18 protein-coding genes are annotated in these 16625 nt (G+C 64.9%); 9 read left to right on the top strand and 9 right to left on the bottom strand.

Annotated elements, in window-relative coordinates; translation table 11 throughout:
* Positions 1–385 precede the first annotated feature (385 nt).
* The 4 genes from G3446_RS08960 to G3446_RS08945 all read left to right on the top strand — a co-directional run bounded on the left by G3446_RS08960 (position 386) and on the right by G3446_RS08945 (position 2450).
* Positions 386–706, top strand: coding sequence for a type II toxin-antitoxin system RelE/ParE family toxin (locus G3446_RS08960; protein ID WP_164452489.1), 321 nt, complete (start codon positions 386–388; stop codon positions 704–706).
* Positions 693–1001 carry a helix-turn-helix domain-containing protein gene (locus G3446_RS08955; protein WP_164452488.1) on the top strand — a complete coding sequence of 103 codons (309 nt, stop codon included), beginning with the start codon at positions 693–695 and terminating at the stop codon, positions 999–1001. The genes G3446_RS08960 and G3446_RS08955 overlap by 14 nt, the downstream gene beginning before the upstream one ends.
* Positions 1002–1162: 161 nt before the next feature.
* The gene (locus G3446_RS08950) at positions 1163–2104 is read left to right on the top strand and encodes an NACHT domain-containing protein (protein ID WP_164452487.1); all 942 of its coding nucleotides are present in this window, start codon (positions 1163–1165) and stop codon (positions 2102–2104) included.
* Positions 2105–2123: 19 nt separating this feature from the next.
* Positions 2124–2450 (top strand): hypothetical protein, encoded by a 327-nt coding sequence (locus G3446_RS08945; protein ID WP_164452486.1) that lies wholly within the window; start codon positions 2124–2126, stop codon positions 2448–2450.
* Positions 2451–2611: 161 nt separating this feature from the next.
* Here G3446_RS08945 and G3446_RS08940 read toward each other — a convergent pair whose 3' ends face one another.
* On the bottom strand, positions 2612–3217 hold the full coding sequence (locus G3446_RS08940; protein WP_164452485.1) for a pseudouridine synthase: 606 nt from the start codon (positions 3215–3217) through the stop codon (positions 2612–2614).
* Between the two features lie 364 nt (positions 3218–3581).
* Between G3446_RS08940 and G3446_RS08935 the strand changes: the two genes are divergently transcribed.
* The gene (locus tag G3446_RS08935) at positions 3582–4265 is read left to right on the top strand and encodes a GNAT family N-acetyltransferase (protein ID WP_164452484.1); all 684 of its coding nucleotides are present in this window, start codon (positions 3582–3584) and stop codon (positions 4263–4265) included.
* On the opposite strand, the gene ampD is transcribed toward G3446_RS08935, so the two are convergent.
* Positions 4241–4825: a 1,6-anhydro-N-acetylmuramyl-L-alanine amidase AmpD gene (ampD, locus tag G3446_RS08930; RefSeq protein WP_164452483.1), complete on the bottom strand. Its 585-nt coding sequence runs from the start codon at positions 4823–4825 to the stop codon at positions 4241–4243. The two genes, G3446_RS08935 and ampD, sit on opposite strands and share 25 nt — an antisense overlap.
* 90 nt (positions 4826–4915) lie before the next feature.
* Between ampD and nadC the strand changes: the two genes are divergently transcribed.
* Entirely contained in the window at positions 4916–5800 is an 885-nt protein-coding gene (nadC, locus tag G3446_RS08925; RefSeq protein ID WP_164452482.1) for a carboxylating nicotinate-nucleotide diphosphorylase, read from the top strand.
* A 24-nt stretch (positions 5801–5824) separates the two neighbouring features.
* On the opposite strand, the gene G3446_RS08920 is transcribed toward nadC, so the two are convergent.
* Positions 5825–6754: a DnaJ C-terminal domain-containing protein gene (locus tag G3446_RS08920; RefSeq protein ID WP_164452481.1), complete on the bottom strand. Its 930-nt coding sequence runs from the start codon at positions 6752–6754 to the stop codon at positions 5825–5827.
* Between the two features lie 180 nt (positions 6755–6934).
* Positions 6935–8437, bottom strand: coding sequence for an AAA family ATPase (locus G3446_RS08915; RefSeq protein WP_164452494.1), 1503 nt, complete (start codon positions 8435–8437; stop codon positions 6935–6937).
* A 318-nt stretch (positions 8438–8755) separates the two neighbouring features.
* Between G3446_RS08915 and G3446_RS08910 the strand changes: the two genes are divergently transcribed.
* The 3 genes from G3446_RS08910 to G3446_RS08900 all read left to right on the top strand — a co-directional run bounded on the left by G3446_RS08910 (position 8756) and on the right by G3446_RS08900 (position 11995).
* Positions 8756–10306: a 2-isopropylmalate synthase gene (locus G3446_RS08910; RefSeq protein ID WP_164452480.1), complete on the top strand. Its 1551-nt coding sequence runs from the start codon at positions 8756–8758 to the stop codon at positions 10304–10306.
* 10 nt (positions 10307–10316) lie between these two features.
* On the top strand, positions 10317–11321 hold the full coding sequence (locus G3446_RS08905; RefSeq protein ID WP_164452479.1) for a uracil-DNA glycosylase: 1005 nt from the start codon (positions 10317–10319) through the stop codon (positions 11319–11321).
* A 296-nt stretch (positions 11322–11617) separates the two neighbouring features.
* Positions 11618–11995 carry a sulfur globule family protein gene (locus G3446_RS08900; protein ID WP_164452478.1) on the top strand — a complete coding sequence of 126 codons (378 nt, stop codon included), beginning with the start codon at positions 11618–11620 and terminating at the stop codon, positions 11993–11995.
* A gap of 374 nt (positions 11996–12369) precedes the next feature.
* Here the strand turns inward: G3446_RS08900 and G3446_RS08895 are convergent, their stop codons facing one another.
* The 5 genes from G3446_RS08895 to G3446_RS08875 all read right to left on the bottom strand — a co-directional run bounded on the left by G3446_RS08895 (position 12370) and on the right by G3446_RS08875 (position 16526).
* Complete coding sequence (locus G3446_RS08895) at positions 12370–12900, bottom strand: phosphatase PAP2 family protein (protein ID WP_164452477.1); 531 nt, start codon at positions 12898–12900, stop codon at positions 12370–12372.
* Positions 12872–14110 (bottom strand): glycosyltransferase family 4 protein, encoded by a 1239-nt coding sequence (locus tag G3446_RS08890; RefSeq protein WP_164452476.1) that lies wholly within the window; start codon positions 14108–14110, stop codon positions 12872–12874. The genes G3446_RS08895 and G3446_RS08890 overlap by 29 nt, the downstream gene beginning before the upstream one ends.
* On the bottom strand, positions 14107–14940 hold the full coding sequence (locus G3446_RS08885; RefSeq protein WP_164452475.1) for a lysophospholipid acyltransferase family protein: 834 nt from the start codon (positions 14938–14940) through the stop codon (positions 14107–14109). The genes G3446_RS08890 and G3446_RS08885 overlap by 4 nt, the downstream gene beginning before the upstream one ends.
* 10 nt (positions 14941–14950) lie before the next feature.
* Positions 14951–15712, bottom strand: coding sequence for a GNAT family N-acetyltransferase (locus G3446_RS08880; RefSeq protein WP_164452474.1), 762 nt, complete (start codon positions 15710–15712; stop codon positions 14951–14953).
* Positions 15713–15869: 157 nt separating this feature from the next.
* A complete protein-coding gene (locus G3446_RS08875) occupies positions 15870–16526 on the bottom strand; it encodes a histidinol-phosphatase (protein WP_164452473.1) in 657 nt (218 codons plus the stop codon).
* Between the last annotated feature and the right edge of the window lie 99 nt (positions 16527–16625).

Below are 16625 nucleotides of genomic sequence, written 5' to 3'. Positions count from 1 at the left end.
TCTTCGGTGTTGAGACTGATAGCGTTGCAACGCTTCATCGGCATGCTCCTACAAGGTTCCTGTGAAGACGCATTATTGTAACATAATCATAGCTTTAGGCGCTAAGTCCATGGCATTGGGAGGGGGCCGGCGCCTTTGCTCTGCCATGCTGCGGGCGGTGGAGCAGGTTTAGGAGCGACGCAATTGCCCGGTGAAGGGTGTTATTCCCAACACTGTTTCGTCGCGAATTTCTTAGATTCGCCCACCTCGCCACCGGTCATGTTGCCCGCATTGCCACACCGCCTCAGTGGTGGAGAAGGTCGGGAATCGACTTAGAGCGGTCACCGACGCGAACGAGCCGACTGACTCAGCTGTCCCATTATGTAGAGCGCTACATAATGGGACAATGCTGACCATCGCAGAAACGCCATCCTTCACGCGTTTGTGGCCCGACTACTGGACCGAGGAAGAACGTGGCGAATTCTGCGCTTGGATCGCCAGCAACCCTTTGGCTGGCGATGTCGTTCCTGGCGCTGGTGGTGTCCGCAAGATCCGCTGGTCGAGGTCTGGCAGCGGAGAACAAGGTGGCGTGCGGGTCATTGACTACAATCGATTCGCGGACGGACGCATCTGGCTCCTGCTGATCTACGCCAAGAGTGCGCGAGACAACTTGCCGGCCCATGTGCTCAATGCCGCGCGGGAGATGCTGGATCATGCCGAAGACTGAACAAGAGCTTATTGAAAGGGACGCCGAGCGGGACATCGGTGCCGAGTTGCTCGAATCCATCCGCGAGATGAAAGCGGGAGCGACGTGCGCTATCCATAGCCAGGTGGCGCTTGCACGCTATCGCGTCAAGATGTCGCAGAGCGAATTCGCCAGACTCTTGGGCGTGTCGGTGCGCACGCTCCAGGAGTGGGAGCAAGGCCGGCGCGAGCCGAGCGGCGCGGCGCGATCGCTCATTCGCGTTGCGCAGGAGCGTCCGGAGGTTCTTCGCGAGCTATTTCTCGACCAGATCGCCTGAAGTCACAAGACGACTCCAGATCTTAAGCGATCGATTGTCGGCCCAGACAATCGCACCAGCCCTATCGGACAAGCGACTCGCACGGATGGAGAATCACTACGACTGGCCGCGTTTTCTGATTCCGCGAGACGGCGGCATCGGCCTAGATTCTCTTGGTTTCCTTGCGAGATCCAGGCGACGAGCTCGATCGGTTTGAAAATCCGGATCTGCTGCGACTGGCAGACATCGCGGAATATCGTGCCGTCGTCTTTCTGGGCGAGCCCGGGATGGGCAAGAGCACACTGCTGGGCGACCTGCGCGATCTGTCTGAGGCGCAAGGGCGGCGCACGATCCTGATCGACCTCGCCGAGTACGGGAACGAGGATCGGCTCTTGGGCTACCTTCGATCTCCCGAGATTCTTGCCGCTGGCTCAACCGGACCGGCCGCCGATCTGCTGCTTGATGGAATCGACGTCTGTCCGCTAGAAACTCCCAGACTCGCTGCCCTCCTGAAGAAGGTGTTTCGTGGCTATCCAGCAACGCGGGACCTACGCGTAAGACTGGCCTGCTGTAGCGCGGTATGGCCTGAGCTGCTGGAACGGGCTCTCATCACGCATTGGGAAGCAGCCAACGTCATCATTGTCGAAATGGCACCGCTACGCCGACGCGATGTTGAGGTAGCCGCCACAGCCGAAGGCTTGGTTCCGAGCGCGTTTCTCGCCCAGATCGAAGAGCACCATGCGGGCGTGCTTGCCGCCCGTCCGGTGACGCTTCGCTTACTCTTTGGGCAGGCCAAAAGCGGTCATTCATTCCCGACGGAGAGGACCGACCTATACCGACGGGGCTGCGAGCGGTTATGTGCCGAGGACAACCCGTCCCGACGCGCCTCCCGCAGACTAGGGCACCGCACGCCGTCACAACGCCTAGCCATCGTCGCACGCATCGCGGTCGTGCTGCCGACCGACCGAAAGGCGGTTTGGATCGGCTCAGACGCTGATCTTGATCGAACGCGCGATTGCTGCATTGATGACATCGTTGGTCGCGAGCGTGGCGCAGTTGCTTCGAAGCGACGCACGGCGCTTTCGCGCCAGCCTGCCTATTTGCCACCTGCGCGCAAGGTGTGACCTCCGGAGGGTCATCTCGATGAAACCGATACTCTTGGCGTTGACCGCCTTTGTCGCAACGTCGCTGGTCGTCTCCAGCGCCAACGCCCAGCCCGGTGATCCCGGCGCGGCAGCCGCCGGCTTCATCGGTGGTGTCATCGGCGGTCTGCTCCTGGGACCTCCGCCCCCGCGGTCACATCCGCCACATCCGCCACATCCGCCACATCCGCCAGCTGCAATCGTGATCGAGCGTCACCCGCCGGGGCCACCGTTTCGGGCCAGATATCGCGAGGAGCCGCCGAGACACTTCTCGCATCGCTATCGGCGATTGCCGCAGGGCTGGGATGAGGATGGTTGGTACGACTAAAGTGGACTCTGCCCAAGCCGCCAGTGGGTGGGCAGCGACCCATCTTGCAGCGACTCATCTACTCGCAGCGGCTCATCTAGGAGCGCGAAGCTCCATTCCGGATTTACGCTCGGCAGGGCGTCATCTCATTGTTGGAGAGCCGCTTGACGAGCAGAAATCGCCTAGCGTCGTTTCGCGCCGCGGCGCAAGTCGCTTCGCGTGCGTCTTGCCTCTGGCGCGGGGGCCTGCTCCTCGATCGCGAAACATCCAGGCTTTAGGGCACCAAGCCGCCACTCCCCAACTGATACGCGAACCAGCCTGAGCGTCGGCAGCCCGACGGCGGCCGTCATGCGCCGCACTTGTCGATTGCGGCCTTCATGGATGGCGATCTCCAGCCAGGTCGTCGGGATCTGCTTGCGAAAGCGGATGGGTGGGTCGCGTGGCCAAAGGTCTGGCTCGGCGAGCGGCTTCGCGCGCGCTGGCCGGGTTGGGCCGTCCTTCAGCATGACTCCCTCTCCAAGTTGGTTGAGCTGCGCCTCTGTGGGCGCTCCCTCGACCTGCACCCAGTAGGTCTTCCAGGCCTTGTGGCGCGGGTGGCTGATGCGGTGCTGAAGCTGGCCGTCGTCGGTCAGGAGGAGTAGGCCTTCGCTGTCTTTGTCCAGGCGGCCCGCCGGGTAGACGCCGGGGATGGGGATGAAGTCCTTCAAGGTGTCGCGGGCGCCGCTTTCTCCGCCACTGAACTGGCTGAGCACGCCGTAGGGCTTGTTGAAGAGGATGAGGCGGGACATTGGCAGCTCGGGCTCGCTGGGTATCTGGTGGAATTCTACAGCGTGGTCTTGCGCCGAGGGGGCGCTTGGCCCTCTCCGGTCTTGTCACGGTGACGCGACATTGGAACTGGCGGTTGTTGTCGCCATCTAATGCTGCAGTGCACAAATGCGACAGCGTCAGTACTCCATCCAGCTGGCGCCTTTGTGATCCCCTCGGCTGCCGCACGTGGCCGCAATCGCCATTTGGCGGGGGTTTGCGATGTTGGATGCGGTTCCCTTGAGTGCCTCGGACTGTGCTCCTTTTCTGCCGGGAGCATCTGGCTGCTGTCGCTTGCGGTCAATCGGGAGGCAGGACCTTGGTCTCGTTCGATCCTGTTTCGAGCAGTTGTCGCCCGAGTCGCGACGGCTGCGCTTCTTCAGCGTCAAGCAAGCCCTGACCGAAGCGGATCTTGATTTTCTGACTGCGGCCGATGGGCGCGATCACATCGCCTTGGGGCTCGTTAAGCTGGACCCGGCAGGCGTGGAGTCCGAGCTGCTTGGTGCCGCACGCTGCGTCAGGCTCGGACCCGGCTTGGATGTCGGCGAGCTTGCGATGGGCGTCATCGACCGCGCCCAGGGTCAAGGTATTGGCAGGCTGCTGTTCGAGCACCTGGTTGCGGCCATTGGGGCACAGGGCATTCGCCGTCTGAGGTGCGAGGTGCTGGCGGGCAATGATGGCATGCGGGCTTTGCTCGGTCAGGCGGGCCGAGCTCGCTGGCTCGGCGATGGGATCCTGGAGTACGAGGTGTCTCTCGCGGACCTGAGTGTGCCTCCTCGGGAGGCCGTCGGCCAGTCTCTGGCAGCGAGTGTCGCCGACCTTGGTTTCGGGGCTTGGTCGTCTGGGCTGGAGCGGCTCATGACCGGGCTCTTCTTGGCCGGGCGCTGGGCCTTGGAGGCCTGTCTGGAGCCTTGGCCACCGCGCTGGAGCCATGGCGCGGGCGCGCCGCCGTCGATGCGCGCCATGGGTGAGGCGCGGCCCGAGTGCCTGTCGCCCGCCGGCTTGAGCTATGCGTCAAGCGTGGCGAAGTAGCGCGGCCAGTCGAATGCAGGCCCCGGATCCGTCTTGCGACCGGGCGCGATATTGCTGTGGCCGGTAATGCGCGTCTTGGTGATGCTGGGATATTGGTGCAGGATCGCGCGCGAGCAGTCGGCCAGGACGCGGTATTGGGCGTCCGTGAATGGCGTCAGGTCCGTGCCCTCCAGCTCGATGCCGATCGAGAAATCGTTGCAGCGCTCCCTTCCCTCGAAGCAAGAGACTCCGGCATGCCAGGCACGGAGCCCAAAGGGGACGTACTGAATCAGGCCGCCGTCGCGTCGAATCAGCAGATGGGCGGAGACGCGGACCCTGGCGATCGGCGCGAAGTAGGGATGCGCGCTCGGGTCCAGCCGGTTGAGAAAAAGGTCGTCGATCCAGTCGCCGGAGAAGTCGCCAGGCGGCAGGCTGATGTTGTGAATGACCAGCAGGTCGATCTCGGTCCCCGCCGGACGCTCGTCACAGTTCGGTGAGGAATGTCGCTGCGCGCCCGCCAGCCAGCCGGTGGCGTCGATTCGGGAGCTGGCGCTGGGCGGGGCGGTGGTGTGGCACGCCATCGGATTCGTTGGGCCTTTTGTATTGGGCAGAGGTTGCCCCGAATCACCTATCCTAGCGCCCCAAGCCCTAGCGGAGCCAACTCAGCCCAGATGTCCACGACCACAGACCATTCTCCCGATCCGACCGATCTCCAGTCCGTGCTGCCGACCGCTGATGTCATCGCTGCCCAGGTGAGCGCGGCACTCGCCGAGGACCTCGGTGATGGCGACTTGACCGCCCAGCTCCTGCCGGCCGACCAGCGCTCGCGCGCCAAGCTGATCACGCGTGAGGATGCCGTGCTCGCCGGCCGTGCCTGGGCGGATGCGGTGTTTCGCGCCTTGGATCCGGATGTCCGGATCGACTGGCAGGCCAACGACGGCGAGCGCGTCGCCGCTGGTCAGCGGCTCTGTGTCATCGAGGGACGGTCCCGGGCCTTGCTGAGCGCCGAGCGCACGGCCATGAATTATCTGCAGACCCTCTCAGGTACGGCGATGCGCGCCCGGCGCTACGCGGACGCGGTGGCCGGTTTGACCGTCGAGGTGCTGGATACGCGCAAGACCCTGCCCGGATTGCGGCTGCAGCAGAAGTACGCCGTGCTCTGCGGCGGCTGCCACAACCACCGCCAGGGGCTCTTCGACGCCATCCTTATCAAGGAGAATCACATCCTCGCGGCCGGCTCCATTCCGGCGGCGCTGCGGGCGGCACGGGAGATCGGTGGCGGGGTGCCGATCGAGATCGAGGTCGAGTCGCTCGATGAGCTGGAGGTGGCACTGAGTGCCGGGGCGCCGACAGTCCTGCTGGACAACTTCTCGCTCACCCAATTGCGTGCGGCCGTGGCCGCCAACGCGGGGCGAGCCCGGCTCGAGGCCTCGGGCGGCGTGACCCTGGAGACCATCCGGCCCATCGCGGAGACCGGCGTGGACCGGATCTCGGTCGGTGACCTGACCAAGGATGTGACGGCGGTCGATCTCTCGATGCGCTTCGTCGTGGTTTGACGCGGCCCGGCTGGGCGGCCTCGCTCAGACGCCGAGCTGCGCCCTTGGGTTGAACGGCAGCTGCTCGGCCATCTTGCGGTAGAGCTCCCGTGCCGCCTCCGTGTTGGCGGGCGGCGCGGCGATCTCCAGCACCACGATCTCATCTCCGGCCGGCGAGCCTGGCAGGCCGCGTCCCTTGAGCCGCAGCTTCTTGCCGGATTGCGAGCCGGCCGGAATCTTCAAGTTCACCGAGCCCCCAAGCGTGGGCACCGTGACCGTCGCGCCGAGCGCGGCCTCCCAGGGTGCGATGGGGAGGCGCAGCTGGATGTCTTTGCCCTCGGGCGTGAAGTGGGCGTGCGGTTTGAGATCGATCTCGAGAAAGAGGTCGCCCGCCGGACCGCCATGCCGCCCCGCGGACCCTTGACCGGCCAGTCGGATCTGGCGCCCTTGGGTCACGCCTGCCGGGATGCGCACGTTCAGGGTCTTGGACTGCGTCGCTGCTTGGCCGCCTACCCCATTGTCCGGGACTTGCACCTTGATCTGGCGCGTTGCGCCCTGAAAGGCGTCTTCCAGGCTGATGGCCAGCTTGATGCTGTGGTCGCGGCCGCGATGGCGTTTCGGCTCGCGGCCTTCGCCGCCAAAGGCGCGGCCGAAGATGCTCGAGAAGAAGTCGCTGAAATCGCCCGGCTGGTCCGTCTCGAAATGGAAGTCGCGATAGCCGCCGGCGCCTGGCGGCGGGCGAAAGTCGTCCCCGGCGCGCCAGCCGCTGCCCAGTGCGTCGTAGGCGGCGCGCTTCTCGGGGTCGCGCAGGACTTCGTTGGCCTCATTGATCTCCTTGAAGCGGCCCTCGGCGTTGGGCTCCTTGCTGACGTCCGGATGATACTTGCGCGCGAGCTTGCGGTAGGCACGCTTGATCTGGTCTTGAGTGGCGTCACGCGCCACGCCGAGCGTCTTGTAGTAATCCTTGTATTGCATCGATGTGCTCTAAGCCCCTGCCGTTAGGCGTGCTGATTCGGTTTCTGCCTGCGACAGATGGGGACGCTACCGCTCGATTGCATGCGCGGCCCCGTCGCCTCGAGGGGCGATTGTAGGGGAAGTCGTGCCCGTGAAGCGGGTCGAGGGAAACGGTATCGCTCGCGTCGGGGGCGACGCGAGTCAAGCCGGCGCGTCGGCCGTTGCGGTGGCGTGCGCGGGGACGGTCCGCTCGCGCGCCCAGGCCCGAAGCCGATGAATTTGTGCGTCCATGACGACGGAGAGCGGCTGGGTGCTCGCCATCTCGGCGAGCAGCGTCTCGGTGGACACCCTGCTGTCTCCGCCCGAATCGGCAAAGAGCGCGGAGACCACGGCCTGCTCGATGCCGGCCCCGGTGAAGCCCTCGCTCGCCTCGGCGAGGGCGTCCAGATCGAAGTCCTCGGGATCCAGATTGCGCTGGCGCAGGTGGATGGCGAAGACGTCGCGGCGCACGTGCTTGGGCGGCAGGTCGACGAAGAAGAGCTCGTCGATGCGGCCCTTGCGGATCAGCTCGGGCGGCAGGCGGGTGATGTCGTTCGCGGTGGCGGCCAGGAAGACGCGGGTCTTGCGCTCGGCCATCCAGGTGAGCAGGGTTCCGAGCACGCGCCGGCCGACGCCGTCGTCCTCCGAGCCGGTGGAGATGCCTTTCTCGATCTCGTCGACCCAGAGCACGCAGGGGGCCATGAGATCCGCCGTCTCGAGCGCCTTGCGCAGGTTCTTCTCGGTCTCGCCGATGTACTTGTCGTAGAGGGCGCCGAAGTCCAGCCGCAGCAGCGGTACACCCAGGCGGCCCGCGACGGCCTTGGCCGCGAGGCTCTTGCCGCCGCCCTGGACCCCGAGCAGCAGGATGCCGCGCGGATGGTCGCGCTCGCGCTCCGGGTCGAGAAAGGCGTCGCGACGGCGATCGATCCAGGCCTTGAGGTTGGACAGGCCAGCGACGTCGGAAAAGGAGCGGGTGTCGTATTCGAAGCTGATGACGCCTTCCGGGCTCAGCAGGTCGTACTTGGCGCGCTTGACGGATTCGACGTCGTTCTTGGTGATGGCTCCGTCGTTGCGGATGGCGTTGCGAATCAGGCGCCGCGCGTCGGACTCGGTGATGCCGAGCAGGTTGTCCGCGAGCTGGTTGAGCGAGTCGCGACTGGTGCGCACGCTGCCTTGTCCGCCGACCTGCTGCCACAGCTTGGCCTCTTCGCGGATCAGCGCCATCAGCCGGTTGCGGTCCGGCATGCGCAGTGAGAAGCGCACGCTGAGATGCCGTAGCTCGGGCGGGACTTCTAGGGCATGGCTGACGAAGATGAGCGTGCGCGGGAGGCCGACATAGCTCTGGGCGATCTCTTTGATGAGCCGCACGTGCAGCGGCTTGTCGAGATAGGGATGGAAGTCGAGCATCAGATAGATGCCGCGCTGCGTGGTCAGGCGAATATGGCGCAGGACCTCGGTGGGCTCCGCCAGCATCTGCTGTGGGTCCGTGTCATACTCGATGCGTGCGAGCCCGTCGGTGACCGTCCAACGGAAAGCAGGCTCGGTGACACGCAGGGCGAGTCGGGAAAAGAGCTCGAGCACGCGCATCTCCTCGATCGACTCGATGAGGACGATGGGCGTGTCCGAGCGCAGCAGCAGCTCGAGGTCATGAAGGTCCGGAGTCATCATCTCAGCGTCTCTTCCTGCGGTGCGAGCAGGAGTAGCAAGAATCGGCGGCCGGCTCAAGGCGCGGTGGGCGATTCTGTGAACGCCATTGTCAATCCCTTAGGGGGTTCGGTCGGCGTCTGAATCGCCTAGAATGAAGCTCGGGATTCAGTCGTCGTCCTGTTGCGGCGCCGCGCGCTGGACTGGCGGTCGAGCGCAATCTCGCGCATCCTGCTCAATCCATCTGTTCATGCTTGGGGTGCTGCGTATCGCCCGGGATCGAAGCCGGGCGGTCTCCGCGCCAGCGCAGCCTCTCGATTCGCTCACAAGAGATCATCCATGACCGCAAAAGACCACCTCATCATCTTCGATACCACGCTGCGCGACGGCGAGCAGAGTCCTGGGGCCTCCATGACGCGCGACGAGAAGGTCCGCATCGCCAAGGCCCTGGAGCGGATGCGTGTGGACGTGATCGAGGCGGGCTTCCCCATCGCCAGCCCAGGCGACTTCGAGGCCGTGAAGGCCGTGGCCGAGGCGGTGAAGGAAAGTCGCGTCTGCGGTCTCGCCCGCGCCCTCGAAAAGGATCTGGACCGTGCCGGCGAGGCGCTGAAGGGCGCGACGGCGGGTCGCATCCATACCTTCATCGCCACCTCTCCCATACATATGGAGAAGAAGCTGCGCATGTCGCCTGACCAGGTCCTGGAGCAGGCCGTCTATGCCGTGCAGCGCGCGCGCCAGTACACCGACGATGTCGAGTTCTCGCCGGAGGATGCGGGGCGCTCCGATCTGGATTTCCTCTGCCGTGTGCTGGAGGCCGTGATCGATGCCGGAGCAAGTACCGTCAATATCCCGGATACCGTCGGCTACAACATTCCGGATCAGTTCGGCAGTCTCATCGCCAATCTGCGCGAGCGTATTCCGAACTCGGACAAGGCCATCTTCTCGGTCCATTGCCACAACGACCTGGGGCTAGCGGTCGCCAACTCACTGGCGGCGGTGCGCAACGGCGCGCGACAGGTGGAGTGCACCATCAACGGCCTGGGCGAGCGTGCCGGCAATGCCGCGCTCGAGGAGATCGTCATGACGGTGCGCACGCGCCAGGACCTCTTCGATTGCGAGACATGGCTCGATACCACGCAGATCATGAACTGCTCGCGCCTGGTCTCCGGTATCACGGGCTTCGCCGTTCAGCCCAATAAGGCCGTGGTGGGCGCCAACGCCTTCGCGCACGAGTCCGGCATCCATCAGGACGGCGTGCTCAAGAACCGCGAGACCTACGAGATCATGCGCGCCCAGGATGTCGGCTGGAGCGAGAACCGCATGGTCCTGGGCAAGCACTCCGGCCGCAACGCCTTCAGGGCGCGGCTGCAGGAGCTGGGCATGGAGCTGGGGTCGGAGGAAGAGCTCAATGCCGCCTTCTCGCGCTTCAAGGATCTGGCAGACAAGAAGCACGAAATCTTCGACGAGGATCTCCAGGCGTTGATAACGGATACGACGCTGGACGCCGCCAACGAGCGGGTGAAGCTCGTCTCGATGCATGTGTGCTCGGAGACCGGAGAGACGCCCACCGCCAATCTGGTGCTTGCGCTCGACGGGCGCGAGCGCGGCGGCGCGGCGAGCGGTGGCGGACCCGTCGATGCGACCTTCAAGGCCATCGAGTCCATCGTCCAGAGCGAGACCACGCTCAAGCTCTACTCGGTCAACGCCATCACCAGCGGAACGGATGCGCAGGGCGAGGTGACGGTTCGCCTGGAGAAGGGCGGGCGCATCGTCAATGGTCAGGGCGCGGATACCGACATCCTCATCGCCTCGGCCAAGGCCTATATCAACGCCTGCAATAAGATCCTGCATCCGGCTGAGCGCGCCCACCCGCAGACCAGTGACGTCTGAGGGCTTGCCGATGGAGGAATGGCGCCGTCGCGCCTATCTCGAGGCCATGGGCATTGGTGTCTGGGAGCTGCGGGAGCGCGAAGCCTGCGGCGGCATGGACGCCGAGGAGGGTGTGTCCGAGCGGGAGCCAGCGGTGGCGGCCATGCAGGACGTGTCGGCGGAGCTCGACCCCGGAGAGACCGAGCCGGCAGAGACCGAGCCTACAGCTTCCTTGGCGACAGCTTCGCTTGAGGCCCAGGCCCCGCCGGAGCACGCAATGCGGTCCGAAATCCCACGCGATGAGCCTGCTCCGCGCGACGCTCGGCTAGAATCCGAGGCATTCGACGCGCTGCTGTCGATGGATGACTGGGAGCTGGAGCGCTTTGACGTGGGCGCTGCCGACTTTTCACCGCGAGATCCATCCGCGAACGCGGCCTCGAATGACGTTGCTCAGATGGACTGGGCGGCGCTCGAGGATGCCGTGGCGACATGCCGTGCGTGTGGGCTCTGCGAGACGCGTACCCAGACTGTCTTCGGGGTTGGCGATCGCCACGCGGAGCTGATGATCGTCGGCGAAGCGCCGGGTGCCGACGAGGACCGTGCCGGCGAGCCTTTCGTGGGCCGAGCCGGTCAGCTGCTGACGCGCATGCTCGCAGCCATCGGCTTCGCGCGTGAGCAGGTCTACATCGCCAATGTGCTCAAGTGTCGCCCGCCGGGCAATCGCGATCCCAAACCTGAAGAGGCCCTGAGCTGCGAGCCCTTCCTGCTTCGCCAGATGGCGCTCATCCGGCCCAAGCTGATCCTGTCCGTCGGGCGCGTCTCCGCCCAGCACCTGCTGCGAACGGACACAAATCTAGGCCGGCTGCGCGGGCGCTGGCTCGATTTCGGCGAGCATGGTATTCCGCTGCGGGTGACCTATCATCCGGCCTATCTGCTGCGCTCGCCGGAGCAGAAGGCCAAGGCGTGGGAGGATCTGACGGAGGTGCGCCGTCGTCTCGACGCGCGCAGCCCTTCGGGGCCGCCGGCGTCGAGCTAGGTAGTTTTACGGATACTTGGGCCGGAGTCGCTTGATTAGGTTTAGGTCTCGAAACACGAAACGGCTCGAGGCTTATGGGTTTGACGCGCATCCTGACGGCTTGCTCTGCCGCAGCTGTCCCTGATGAGAGGTGGCGTCCTGCAGAATCGATCGTCGATAGGGAGGGGTGATCGATTTGGAGATAATGATAGCTAACTGTAGTTTGCTATTTAATTATTTTCTAATATAATCCTCCCCGTGGTCGCAAGAAACGGCCACGCTTGCTGCCAACGATACCAACGATCTGGAGAGAACAGATGAAAAAGCTTGCTACTGCTGCCGCTATCGCCGCGCTTCTGGGTGCTTCCGCTACCGCTTCCGCATGGTGGGGTCCGGGCTGGGGCGGTCCTGGCTATGGCTCCGGCATGGGCGATTGGATGGATGACTTCTTCGGCGACGGCTACGGCGACTTCAACATGAGCATGAGCGGCGGCGGTCGCGGCTATGGGCGTGGTTATGGTCGCGGCTACGGCCATGGTTACGGCGCTCCTTACTATGGCTACGGCTACCCCTACGGCGGCTACGGCTATCCGTACGGTGGCTGGGGCGGCGCTCCTTATGCCATGCCTTACGGCGCTCCTTACGGCGCGATGCCTGCAATGCCTGCGGCTCCGGCTCAGTCCGAGTCGAAGTAAGATCGGATCTTGGTCCGATGAAAAGCCAGGCATTGCCTGGCTTTTTTTATGCCTGCTCGTTTTGCAGGGTATGTGGTGATACTTGACCAGCCTCCAGCCTGCGCTGCCAGTAACCTCGCCGCTGGACGCTTAGGCGATTTCCCGAAATCTTCCTACCGGTCATTCCATCACTCCGGAAATGAGTAACGGGATGCGGACAATGAGCTTTCCGTCGATCATTTCCCTGGTCCGTGCCCCAAGCATCGCCCGCAAGCGGGCTCCTACGGAGGCGGCGCCGTAGGAGCCCGCTTGCGGGCGACTGGTACGAGGATTCTCGGGATCCGCCTAAGCTCGCCCTGGCGGCTGGCGGCTGGCGGCTGGCGGCTGGCGGCCGTCTAGCCGACGATGGAGATTCCGCTGTAGGCGAGGCCTAGGCCGATCAGGATGGCAACGAGCACGTCGCTGGGGTAGTGCAGGCCGAGGACGATCCTGGAGCAGGCAACCAGGGTCGTGAAGGGCACCAGCAGCCAGGCCAGCTCGGGAAAATAGTAGATGGCAACGGTCGAGAAGCTGACCGCGTGGAGGGTGTGTCCGGACGGGAAGCTGTAGTGGTCTAGCGGCGGTACTAGGGCGGGGAGGTCATGCACGTGGTGGCAGGGCCGCTCGCGGCGTGTGACACCCTTCAGCGATTTGTAGAGCAGAAGCGCGGCACCGCCCGTCGCCAGCATGTGAAGACCCGCCTCTAGGCCCGTGAATCCGTAGATCAGGGGTAGGAGGGCGATCAGGCTGTACCAGAAGACGCCATCCCCAAGCCGGCTGACGACGGCGAAGCCGCGCTGAATCCAGTGCCTCTGGTGAGAGAGGCGGCCCCAGGTGCGGCAGATCGAGACCTCGCGATCATTCAGACGATGTAGCCATAGCTGCATGACAAGCCTCCGCTCCACGTCGTCGGGCGATCACGTCGAAGAGACGCGCTTCGACCTTGCCCAGAGCCCGATCCCAACTGATGTCCTCCGCGGCCGCCCTGGCCGCGGTGCCCATCCTCCTCAAATAGCCGATATCCGATGCGGCCTGGCGGGCCGCCTCGAGGTAGCCTTGGCGATCGTCCATCGGCACGGCGATCCCATTGACCCCTGATTCTATGTGCGTGTGTGCAGCCGCATAATCAAAGGCGATCACGGGAAGTCCGCTCGCCATCGCCTCGGTGACGACATTGCCGAAGGTCTCGGTCAGGCTGGGGAAGAGGAAGGCATCCCCGGAAGCATAGTGCGCCGAGAGCTCGGTGCCGACCTTGGCGCCGGTGAAGACGAAATCCGGGCGCTCACGCTGCAGCTGCGCGCGCTCGGGGCCATCGCCGACGAGGACCAGCTTCGCCCGAATGCCTGAGCCCTCGATCGCCTCGAAGGCGTCGCGGGCGAGCTCCAGGTTCTTTTCGGCGGCGACGCGACCGACATAGAGGACGGCCAGCTCATCTTCGGCGCAGCCCCAGCTGCGCCGCAAGTCCTGGCTGCGCCATTTCGGCGAGAAGCGCTCGATGTCGACGCCGCGCCCGAAGACGTGGACGTTCTCGAAGCCGTCGGCGGAGAGCTGGGACTTGAGATCGGCCGTGGGCACCAGGGTCGCGTCCGACTTGTTGTGGAAGTGGCGCAGTGTCTCAGCGATCTTGTGCGACAGGATTCCCAGTCCGTAGTGCTGACTGTATTGGTGGAATTGCGTATGAAACCCGGTGACCGTCGAAATCTTCAACGTCCGCGCGGCCGAGAGGGCGGCGTGGCCAAGTGGCCCTTGCGTCGCGATGTAGACGAGGTCCGGCTTGGTGCGGTGCCAGAGGCGTCGCAGTCGCCAATAGACGGGAAGGCCGAATCTCAGTCCGCGATATCCGGGAATCGGTAGCCCGGGGACCAGATGCAGGTCGATCGGGCTGGTTTGCGGATCGCCTCGGTCGCCCCTGTCGGCTTGCTGTCGGGGCCGGACCAATTGGATCCGATGACCTTTTCCGCCCAGTCCTTCGGCGAGGTGGATCATGGTGTTGGCCACCCCATTGATCTCCGGCGGATAGGTCTCGGTGATGATCGCGATCCTCAGCGGTCGGTACCCCGCCCTGATGGTCTCGGCGTGCTCGTGAGGCTGGGTCATGACACACAGACCTGGCTGGGCGCGGGGCGTCGCGCATCAGGTTGAAGCGCCTCGTCCGTGATTGGCGGTTTGGCGCGCTGATACTGAGGTAGGTCCAGCGCCTCGAGCACAGCGGCTCGGGTGCGCTCGGCAAGGGCGCGGCGCTGCTCGCCTTGCGTGTCTCGGATGGGCGGGAGAAAGCGAATCTTGGCAATGAGGTTTGGGTGACGCAGCAGTCGCCACAGATTGGCGGCCAGGCTGTCCTCGCCGACATAGGGCGCGTCTTGGTCTGGTGCCGGGTCGTCGCCCCTGTGGTAGCTGATCGCAACGGGCTGGATGCCGAGATCAGGGGCTTGCGCGGCGGCGAGCAGTCGCGGGTGGAAGCGCTTCACCGAATCGCCATCCGTGGTCGTGCCCTCGGGAAAGATCATGACGGCGCGACCCCGCATCAGGTCCGAGCGGAGGTGGTCGAAGACCTGGCTGGATTGGTTCCCGCCGCGCTCGATGAAGCGCGTTCCCGCGATCTCGGCCATCCAGCCGATCAGCGGCCAGTGCCGAACGTCGGACTTGGAGAGGAAGCCGATGTTGTCCTGCGCCCCAATCGCCGGGATGTCCAGCCAGGAGATATGGTTTCCGACGAGGAGGCAGCCGTGGGCGAGGCGCCCCCGTACCTCGATCTCGATCCCGAGTGCCCGGCAGAGGCGCGCGTGCCACCAGCGCACGGCCGCCGGTAGCCATGCGGGCGGACGCTCGGCCCTGCCGTATCTGGCCCGGACGTAGGCGGCAATGACAGCGCCTGTGATGAGGTGCTCGGCGACCCGCAGGCCGCGGTAGGTCACGCGTGCGATCATGAGTCTGTCGTCAGCTCGAAATGCGGTCGAGGAAGTGCCTCGAATAGGCCGGGTTGAGCGCGTCCACATCGAGCAGCATGAGCACGTCGGCGACGCCGAAATCCGGGTCGCGGCAGGGCTCGCCGCAGACCTTGGCGCCAAGGCGCACATAGGCGCGCACGAGTGGCGGCAGCGGCGCATCCAGGACGTCGCCGGGTACCTGAGTGGTGAGCAAGGGCGCGCGCGGCGTCACGCGCAGCGCGGGCGGCGCCATGGCCTGCCGCCTGAGCCGATTCATGATGGCCGCGGCCTGAAGGTCCTGCTCGCCGAGCGGGACGCTGGCGCAGCCGAAGAGGTAGTCGAAGCCGTGCATCTGGATGAATCCCGCCAGTCCCGACCAAAGCACTGCGATGGCGGAGCCGGAGCGGAACTCGGGGGCGATGCAGGTGCGCCCAACCTCGAGACGGCGGCCCGGGAGCTGCTTGATGGGCTCGAGCTCGAACTCGCTCTCGGAGTAGAAGCGGCCGAGCCGCGCGGCGCTGTCGTCGGTGAGGATGCGGGTGCATCCAACCACCTGGCCCGTCTTGGATTCGCGCACGAGGAGGTGCTTGCAGTGGTCGTCGATCTCGTCGCTGTCCAAGCCTTGGGCGCCCTTGAGCTTAGCCCCCATTTCCAGGCCGAAGACGCGGTACCTCAGTCGTTGCGCCTCGCGGACCTCCCGCTCGGACGTTGCGATCTCGACGAAGAGGCGCTCGCCGCGCTTGGCGGTCGACGCAGATGCAGACGCGACCATTGAATGCCCTCTGAGCTGGTTGATGTCTAGAGGGCTATGGTATTTCTCGACTGTTGCGTGCTGATGTGGGGGTGATGACGGACCGATGACCGCCGCTGCCGAAGAGGCGCTAACCGATAGAGCTGCTACCCGGCAGAGGCTCTAACCGCTAGAGGCGCTAGCCGCGCAAGGAGAGGATCGGCCAGCCGCGTGCCTGGGCGGTTTCGCGCAGTCGGTCGTCCGGGTCCACGGCGACGGGGCGATCGACACGCTCGAGCAGTGGGATGTCGTTGTGCGAGTCGCTGTAGAAGGCGCTGCCTTCCAACGTCATCCCTTGATCCTCGAGCCAGGCTTGGAGTCGGGTCACCTTGCCTTCGCGGAACGAAGGCACGCCCGAGACTTCCCCCGTGTAGACGCCGTCACGTTCTTCCGGCAAGGTCGCGATCAGGTGGTCGACGCGGAACCGCGCTGCGATCGGGGCGGTGACGAAGGCGTTGGTCGCGGTGATGATCAGCGGCGTGTCACCGGATGCCTTGTGCGTGGCGATCAGGTCGTAGGCTGCTGGCAGCATGATCGGCGCGATCTGCTCTTCGACGAAGCGGGCGCGCAGCGCTTCCATCTGGCTGCGCGGGTGGTCTCTCAGGGGCCTCAGTGAGAACCGCAAGAACTCCGCGATATCCAGGGTGCCTGCCTGATATTCAAGATAGAAGCGCTCGTTCTCGCGCTCGTAGTGCGCGCCATCGACGATGCCGCAGCTTGCGAGGAAGCATCCCCAGAGGTAGTCCGAATCCCCGTCGAGCAGGGTGTTGTCCAGGTCGAAGATTGCCAGTGCCATGCGGCGGCTCCAAGGAAACCGAAAGATGCTAGGGTCTAAATTCGACCGCCATGGTCCGGCATTCTAGCCGAGCGCGGCCCCGGGCGGCTCGCGCGCTTC

It is taken from the genome of Thiorhodococcus minor, assembly GCF_010820565.1.
GTDB lineage: Bacteria > Pseudomonadota > Gammaproteobacteria > Chromatiales > Chromatiaceae > Thiorhodococcus > Thiorhodococcus minor.
This window is presented reverse-complemented; position numbering and strand designations above follow the sequence as displayed.

Bases quoted from the DNA above. Each gene is read 5' to 3' on its own strand.
- G3446_RS08960 (WP_164452489.1), top strand. From the start codon at position 386: ATGCTGACCATCGCAGAAACGCCATCCTTCACGCGTTTGTGGCCCGAC.
- G3446_RS08955 (WP_164452488.1), top strand. From the start codon at position 693: ATGCCGAAGACTGAACAAGAGCTTATTGAAAGGGACGCCGAGCGGGAC.
- G3446_RS08945 (WP_164452486.1), top strand. From the start codon at position 2,124: ATGAAACCGATACTCTTGGCGTTGACCGCCTTTGTCGCAACGTCGCTG.
- G3446_RS08940 (WP_164452485.1), bottom strand. From the start codon at position 3,217: ATGTCCCGCCTCATCCTCTTCAACAAGCCCTACGGCGTGCTCAGCCAG.
- ampD (WP_164452483.1), bottom strand. From the start codon at position 4,825: ATGGCGTGCCACACCACCGCCCCGCCCAGCGCCAGCTCCCGAATCGAC.
- nadC (WP_164452482.1), top strand. From the start codon at position 4,916: ATGTCCACGACCACAGACCATTCTCCCGATCCGACCGATCTCCAGTCC.
- G3446_RS08920 (WP_164452481.1), bottom strand. From the start codon at position 6,754: ATGCAATACAAGGATTACTACAAGACGCTCGGCGTGGCGCGTGACGCC.
- G3446_RS08915 (WP_164452494.1), bottom strand. From the start codon at position 8,437: ATGACTCCGGACCTTCATGACCTCGAGCTGCTGCTGCGCTCGGACACG.
- G3446_RS08910 (WP_164452480.1), top strand. From the start codon at position 8,756: ATGACCGCAAAAGACCACCTCATCATCTTCGATACCACGCTGCGCGAC.
- G3446_RS08905 (WP_164452479.1), top strand. From the start codon at position 10,317: ATGGAGGAATGGCGCCGTCGCGCCTATCTCGAGGCCATGGGCATTGGT.
- G3446_RS08900 (WP_164452478.1), top strand. From the start codon at position 11,618: ATGAAAAAGCTTGCTACTGCTGCCGCTATCGCCGCGCTTCTGGGTGCT.
- G3446_RS08895 (WP_164452477.1), bottom strand. From the start codon at position 12,900: ATGCAGCTATGGCTACATCGTCTGAATGATCGCGAGGTCTCGATCTGC.
- G3446_RS08890 (WP_164452476.1), bottom strand. From the start codon at position 14,110: ATGACCCAGCCTCACGAGCACGCCGAGACCATCAGGGCGGGGTACCGA.
- G3446_RS08885 (WP_164452475.1), bottom strand. From the start codon at position 14,940: ATGATCGCACGCGTGACCTACCGCGGCCTGCGGGTCGCCGAGCACCTC.
- G3446_RS08880 (WP_164452474.1), bottom strand. From the start codon at position 15,712: ATGGTCGCGTCTGCATCTGCGTCGACCGCCAAGCGCGGCGAGCGCCTC.
- G3446_RS08875 (WP_164452473.1), bottom strand. From the start codon at position 16,526: ATGGCACTGGCAATCTTCGACCTGGACAACACCCTGCTCGACGGGGAT.